The 6,011-nt window shown below is 61.5% G+C and carries 5 protein-coding genes and 3 pseudogenes; 4 read left to right on the top strand and 4 right to left on the bottom strand.

Going from position 1 to position 6,011, the window contains the following annotated elements:
- Positions 1-121 precede the first annotated feature (121 nt).
- Positions 122-1,321, bottom strand: a pseudogene (locus tag B7R22_RS18240) (DUF4158 domain-containing protein); the annotation flags it as partial.
- A gap of 66 nt (positions 1,322-1,387) precedes the next feature.
- Between B7R22_RS18240 and B7R22_RS18235 the strand changes: the two are divergent.
- Together B7R22_RS18235 and B7R22_RS18230 are read left to right on the top strand one after the other, a co-directional pair.
- Positions 1,388-1,660, top strand: a pseudogene (locus B7R22_RS18235) (integrase core domain-containing protein); the annotation flags it as partial.
- Between the two features lie 263 nt (positions 1,661-1,923).
- Positions 1,924-2,217, top strand: a pseudogene (locus B7R22_RS18230) (integrase core domain-containing protein); the annotation flags it as partial.
- On the opposite strand, the gene B7R22_RS18225 reads toward B7R22_RS18230, so the two are convergent.
- Positions 2,124-3,413 carry a benzoate/H(+) symporter BenE family transporter gene (locus B7R22_RS18225; RefSeq protein ID WP_301182629.1) on the bottom strand — a complete coding sequence of 430 codons (1,290 nt, stop codon included), beginning with the start codon at positions 3,411-3,413 and terminating at the stop codon, positions 2,124-2,126. The pseudogene B7R22_RS18230 and the gene B7R22_RS18225 sit on opposite strands and share 94 nt — an antisense overlap.
- Positions 3,414-3,736: 323 nt before the next feature.
- On the bottom strand, positions 3,737-4,981 hold the full coding sequence (locus B7R22_RS18220; protein WP_116413109.1) for an IS256 family transposase: 1,245 nt from the start codon (positions 4,979-4,981) through the stop codon (positions 3,737-3,739).
- Between the two features lie 137 nt (positions 4,982-5,118).
- On the opposite strand from B7R22_RS18220, the gene B7R22_RS18215 reads away from it, so the two are divergent.
- Positions 5,119-5,409, top strand: a complete 291-nt coding sequence (locus B7R22_RS18215; protein ID WP_116413108.1) for a helix-turn-helix domain-containing protein — start codon at positions 5,119-5,121, stop codon at positions 5,407-5,409.
- Between the two features lie 20 nt (positions 5,410-5,429).
- Positions 5,430-5,708 carry a hypothetical protein gene (locus tag B7R22_RS18210; RefSeq protein WP_116413107.1) on the top strand — a complete coding sequence of 93 codons (279 nt, stop codon included), beginning with the start codon at positions 5,430-5,432 and terminating at the stop codon, positions 5,706-5,708.
- Here the strand turns inward: B7R22_RS18210 and B7R22_RS18205 are convergent.
- Positions 5,705-6,011, bottom strand: a 307-nt coding sequence (locus B7R22_RS18205; protein WP_172582559.1) for an ATP-binding protein, incomplete at its 5' end; no start/stop codon positions are given. The genes B7R22_RS18210 and B7R22_RS18205 overlap by 4 nt on opposite strands.

Below are 6,011 nucleotides of genomic sequence, written 5' to 3'. Positions count from 1 at the left end.
CTCACCAAAAGCCGCCTCACCCTCGTCACCGACAACGAAAGGGAGGTGACAGAACCAGCACTCCAGCTCAGCGCCTAAACCCACAAACCGAAGGAACCACCGCTACACCACCATCAGGGACTTGACCCATCTGTTCTCGCATCGCACCATCGGCACGCGTGTCATCTGGCACAAGCTCGTCGACTTTCGCCACCGCGTCGATGATCCGGTCCCGGGCGGCGACTTGTTCCAATGCAGCCCATACGGCAGCCGGGTCGAGGTGCTCACCCGACTCCTCCAAAACGCGCAACAGTCGGGCCCCGACCCGGGCGAGGAGACGGGACGCTTTCTCCAACTCCGGCATCTTCATCAATCGATCCGCGTCCGCCGCTCGACGCGAGGGCCTCAGGACCTTCGTGGCCATAAGCAGATCGAACAAGTCCAGCGCGTCATCAACGGCGTCTGCCTCCAACGCGGCTGCCATCGCGACCAGCGTCGCCGTCCGGCGTGGTTCAGCGAGGCGGCGTAACGTCTGCGCCTTCGCGCCGATCCCATACCTCGCCAACGTCCGCACCTGCGCGGCCGGCAGACCAGATAAATCCACTGCGCCAGCACCGAGCCTTCGCACAGCGGCAACCCTCAGGAGTGCCTTGTGCAGCTCCGGACCGGACAGCCGCGTCGGTCCCGCCCGCAGCACTTCCAGGCGGCTCGCTCGTTCACCCGGAGCAGGGGCCAGCAGATTTCCCAGGACCGCTCGGAGCTCTGGATCTACTGCGTCGGTTGCCGCCGCGGCAGCCTCGTGCAGGTCAGCGGTGGCTTGGTCGCGGACTCCCGCCACGAGGCGCGCCAGCACGCTCACTCCCGGCAGCAAAACCCGCTCGCGACGAAGCCACCCTGCCGCGTGCTCGAACAACACGGTGGCTTGCTCGCCATGCGTCCACGCGCGTGAGTAGATGAATAGGGTCAGTTCTTCAGTCAGTGGCCCATCCAGGTCACGGAATCCATAAACCGCGCGGATCTCACGAGCGTGCTCATGCACAGTCGGTAGCCGTTGGGTGTACTTCGTCACGACGAAGGGCCCAGCGATCTCGAGCTGGGACGCAAGGTACTCGACGACACCTTTCGGCACCTCAAGCGGATCGACGAGAAAGGTTCCCAAGAAACGGACAGTGCCCAGCTGGATCGCGAACCCCAGCCGGTTGGGATCACCACGCCGAACCGCGATCAAATCCCGGTCAGCATGATCAAGATAGAAAAACCGGTCCAAATCCGGCTGCGACAGCTCGCCAGCGAACCGCCCAAACGCGACGGCCTGCTCGTCGCTGAGAAACTCCACCGGCATACACCTACGCTACCGAGCCATCAACGCTTAGCGTTCAATCCTGTTCCGTTACTACCAAGACCCCGGGCTGGCACTCGCACCGGGCTGTTCTACATCCCGCCCGGCACGCCATGGAACAACGGGTACGTCGAATCGTTCAACAGCCGCCTCCGGGACGAGTGCTTGAACATCAACAGCTTCTACTCGCTCCTCCACGCCCGCGTCGTGATCAGTGACTGGAAAACGGAATACAACCACGACCGGCCGCACTCATCGCTGGGCTACCTCACGCCCGCCGAGTACGCTCGGCAACGCACCAACCAAATGGAAAACGACGACATCCACAACGTCTGGACCTAACAACGGGGGCGACCCAGCGACATACCGCCTGATTCTCTGAACCATCGCGAGCCTGCGACCGGCGACACGCTGACAGCGACACCAGCCTCGGACGGTAACACACCAGTCGAGATCACCGCCCAGAACGCGCGTTCCTTCGATCTGGGATGCCCTGGGTGACCCGCGAACGCATCGGCACACGCCCCGTGACCTCCTTCATCCAATCCGATGTTCTTCCCACAACAACCTCCCGCCATAGGGTGTTGCTTCCACCGATTGAGCTCGCTCAATTTCGAAGCCGGAAGTTTCTCCGCGCTCTGGCCTGTCACCGGATGGTCGGATCCATGGGGCGAGTGGCGTCCTGCGGAGACAACGCCGCGATGGAATCCTTCTTCAGCCTGCTACAGAAAAACGTCCTCGACCGCCGGTCCTGGACCACCCGCGAGCGGCTCCGCCTAGCGATAGTGACCTGGATCGAGCGGACCTACCATCGCCGACGACGCCAAGCCGCTCTGGGCCGTTTGACGCCCGTCGAATTCGAGGCCATCATGAACACGCCAGCCGCCCTCGCAGCGTGACTAGAAACTGTCACCCATCCGTGCAGCAAACTCGAGCGCCGAGCCGACAGCAGTCGGTTCACTCTGGTTACAGCCATCAACACGACGCCGGCGGCTATGCCCCAGAAGGCGCTGCCAATGTGGACCACTGTGATTCCGGAGACGACGACGAGGAACGAAGCGGCCGCGGGAAGTCTTGTTTTGGGGTTCGTAAATGCTGTGGCGAGATTGCTGGTCAGCGCACTCAGCAGCGCGAGCCCGGCGACAGCGCCCAAAAGGATCAAACCCGACCCAGTCAAAAAAGGCGCAATGAGGCTGCCGGTCACGCCCAGAATGGCGTACGCGCCAGCGCTCGAAAGTGATGACGTCCACCTCTTAGATTGATCGGGATGAGCTTCCGGGCCTGCGGTAATTGCCGCTGAGAGGGCTACCAGATTGATGGCATGTCCACCGAAAGGGGCCGCCATCATCGAGCTCAGCCCAGAGGCGACGAAAATGGTTCGGGCTGGCACATTTTTATAGCCGAAGGAAGAAAGCATGGAAAGTCCGGGGAGGTTCTGGCTGATCATCGTGACAAGAAAAAGTGGTACTCCCAGCCCGACGATGACGCTCGGGTGAAACGTTGGTGTCGTCCATAAGAATGCGGCCCCGGTCGCGGCTGCTGCCGTGCTGACCGTCTGGTCAGGAAAAAGGGTAAGGAACATGATGGCGGCCGCGAGGGCTCCCGGCACGGCCCAGCGAGGGCTCAATGCGGTCAGGATGAGCCAGGTGAGGAGTACGACAACCACGGCGATCGGCATCTGCGGCACCGCGGTCAAGGGCAGGAGACATAAAGGGAGAAGAATTCCCGCCAGCATGCCACTGGCAACGGGCAGAGGGATCTTGCCGACAAGCTTCCCGAAGGCAGGTATCAGTCCTGTGAGACTCGCCGCTAGACCGGCCACGACGAACGCCCCGACCGCGTCCGAAAACGTGTGCGTCGCATCACTGGTGGCAAGAAGCGCGGCACCCGGGGTGGACCATGAAAAGGCAAGCGGCATCCGGTAGCGCCACGACAAGACAACACTCAGGACCGCCTGCACAACACACAGCGCCAAAAGTCCTGATGCGGATTCAGCCGAAGTCGCGCCAACGGCGCTTAAGCCGGTCAGCACGATAGTGAACGTACTCGCGTAAGACACAAGCGAAGCTACGACCCCGGCAGTAAGCGGTGACACGAAATTCCCTTGTGACAATGTGTACAAACTTCCCTAGATAGACCCGGATCGGGGCCGACCGAATCGCACCCCCGGTCGGTGACCGCAGCTCACGCCTTACTGAGGCAAAGGGGGGCATGTAATGTTGCATGAGAATTTTCTTGGTAGGAATTGTCGCCCTGAGGGGGCATCGATTTGTGATGAACTCTGGGGACTGGTCCGGCCAGTGACCGTCACATGCATTGCAGATAACTATACCGGTATAGCTATCTGAAGGCTAAGCTGGGTGACGTCCCCTCGAGTGGTGTGCTTTCGCTTTACCGGTCAAGGTCAGTGGTTGAAGCTTAGGCTGCGATGAGTTCGGGCAGGATGTTTACCTCCTTTGCGGTCTCGATTTGATCATTCAGGGTCTTCAGTTCGAGCATCGACGATTCGGAGAAGTAGAGGCGGTCGCCGGCTTCCCACTCGTCGTGCTGCTCGACGAGGACCGCGCCGGCGAGTCTGAGGAGGGCAGCAGGGTTGGGGAAGACACCGACGACGTCGGTGCGGCGTTTGATCTCCTTGTTGACCCGTTCCAGCGGGTTCGTGGACCAGATCTGACGCCAGTGACGTTGCGGGAAACCGGCGAAGGCGAGGAGGTCGGGCCTCGCGTCGTCGAGCATCGCGGCGACCTTCGGATGGGATCTGGCCAGCATGGTTGTGACCTCGGTGAACTGCTTCTCGATGTGTTCCCGGTCGGGTTGGGCGAAGACGGTGCGGATGATCGAGGCGACCATGTCCTGGCTGCCCTTCGGAACAACGGAGAGAACGTTGCGCATGAAGTGGACCCGGCACCGCTGCCACGCAGCACCCTGGAACACGGTCCCGATCGCTTTCTTCAGTCCCGAGTGCGCATCGGACATGACCAGCTTCACCCCGTCGAGCCCACGGACTTTCAATGAACAAAGGAACGCCGTCCAGAACCCTTCGTTCTCGGTATCTCCGACGTCGAAGCCGAGGACTTCGCGCCGCCCATCGGCGGCCACCCCGACCGCGACGACAACGGCTTGGGAGACGATTCGGTGGTTGACGCGCGCTTTGCAATAGGTCGCGTCGAGGAACACGTACGGATAGTCGAGGGTCGACAGGGACCGGTCACGGAACTGCGCGACTTCGGCGTCCAGTCCGGCACAGATCCTGGATACTTCGGACTTCGAGATCCCGGTATCGGCGCCGAGCGCTTTGACGAGGTCGTCGACTTTCCGGGTAGAGATCCCGTGCAAATACGCTTCCATCACGACGGCGATCAACGCCTGGTCGATCCGGCGGCGGCGTTCCAGCAGGGCGGGGAAGAACGTGCCTGCCCGCAGCTTCGGGATCCGCAGGTCGAGTTCGCCTGCTGTGGTCGTCAGGGTCCTCTGCCTCGTGCCGTTTCGGTGAGTGATGCGCTCATCAGAGCGTTCGAACGGGGCAGCACCGATGAACGCGGTCGCTTCCGCGTCGATCAGCTCCTGATAAAGCGTCTCGGTTGCGACCCGGATCCGGTCGGTGACGTCGGTGAGTTTGAGTTGAACAAGAAGGTCGAGCAGGGCAGACTGGTCCATGGCCATCGTGTGTTTGTGTCTTTCTGTGAGTGACTTTGATCGGTACTCACTGACCATCACACGGTGGCTCCTCACGTCGCAGACGCAACGCTCAAGAACCCGAAACCACACCACTCAGAGGGACGTCACCCTAAGCTGGGGGCATGGTTAGGTTGCCACTGACAGTGGCCGACATTGAGCGCGGACAACGGCTCGGAACCCTGTTGCGTCGTGCCCGAGCGGAACGTACACTCTTCGAAACTGCGCTTACCGCAGGGATTTCGCCGGACACCCTGCGAAAGATCGAGACGGGGCGCGTTCCCACCCCTGCCTTCGCCACTATCGCCGCGATCGGCAGTGCTTTAGGCCTTTCTCTCGACACGCTGTGGGAACAAATTTCGGAATCTGACGATTCTGATTTGCCACGGGCTTCAGGGGGACCATGCGCCGGGTAGCGCTAGAGGAAGCTTTTTGGGTGGAGGGGCTGTCCACGAAGGGTTCCTTCACCGATGAGGGGAGCAACGCCATAAGGTCCGAGGTGCTGGCCGGCATCCGCGAGAGGATCGCGGATTACACCGAAACTCGGCTGCCGGACATGGATCGATATGGCATCGACGTGCAGGTGCTTTCGCTCACGGCCCCGGGCCTTCAAGTGCAACCTGACCCGCACCTGGCCACGAATGACGCCGTCCTGGCAAACGATCACTTTGCATCGGTGATCAAAACGCACCCCGATCGGTTTGCCGGTTTTTAGTTTGTCGTAGTGGTGAGGGTTTTGTGTCCTCGGAGCCGGTAGCTGGCGCCTTTGAGGCTGAGGACGTCGGCGTGGTGCACGACCCGGTCGATCATCGCTGACGCGATCGTGGGGTCACCGAAGACATCGCCCCACCGCCCGAAGGGCAGGTTGCTGGTGAGGATCAGGGAGGCGTGTTCGTACCGGGACGACACGAGCTGGAAGAACAGGTTCGCTGCGTCCTGGTCGAACGGGACGTAACCGACTTCGTCCACGATCAGCAGGCTGTAGCGCCGCAGCCGGCTGAGTTCGGTGGCGAGCTTG

The sequence above is a fragment of the Subtercola boreus genome, assembly GCF_003399635.1.
GTDB classification, from domain to species: domain Bacteria; phylum Actinomycetota; class Actinomycetes; order Actinomycetales; family Microbacteriaceae; genus Subtercola; species Subtercola boreus_B.
This window is presented reverse-complemented; position numbering and strand designations above follow the sequence as displayed.

What these genes read in the sequence shown, in the direction of transcription:
- B7R22_RS18220 (WP_116413109.1), bottom strand. Translation starts at nt 4,981, where the DNA reads ATGGCCATGGACCAGTCTGCCCTGCTCGACCTTCTTGTTCAACTCAAA.
- B7R22_RS18215 (WP_116413108.1), top strand. Translation starts at nt 5,119, where the DNA reads ATGGTTAGGTTGCCACTGACAGTGGCCGACATTGAGCGCGGACAACGG.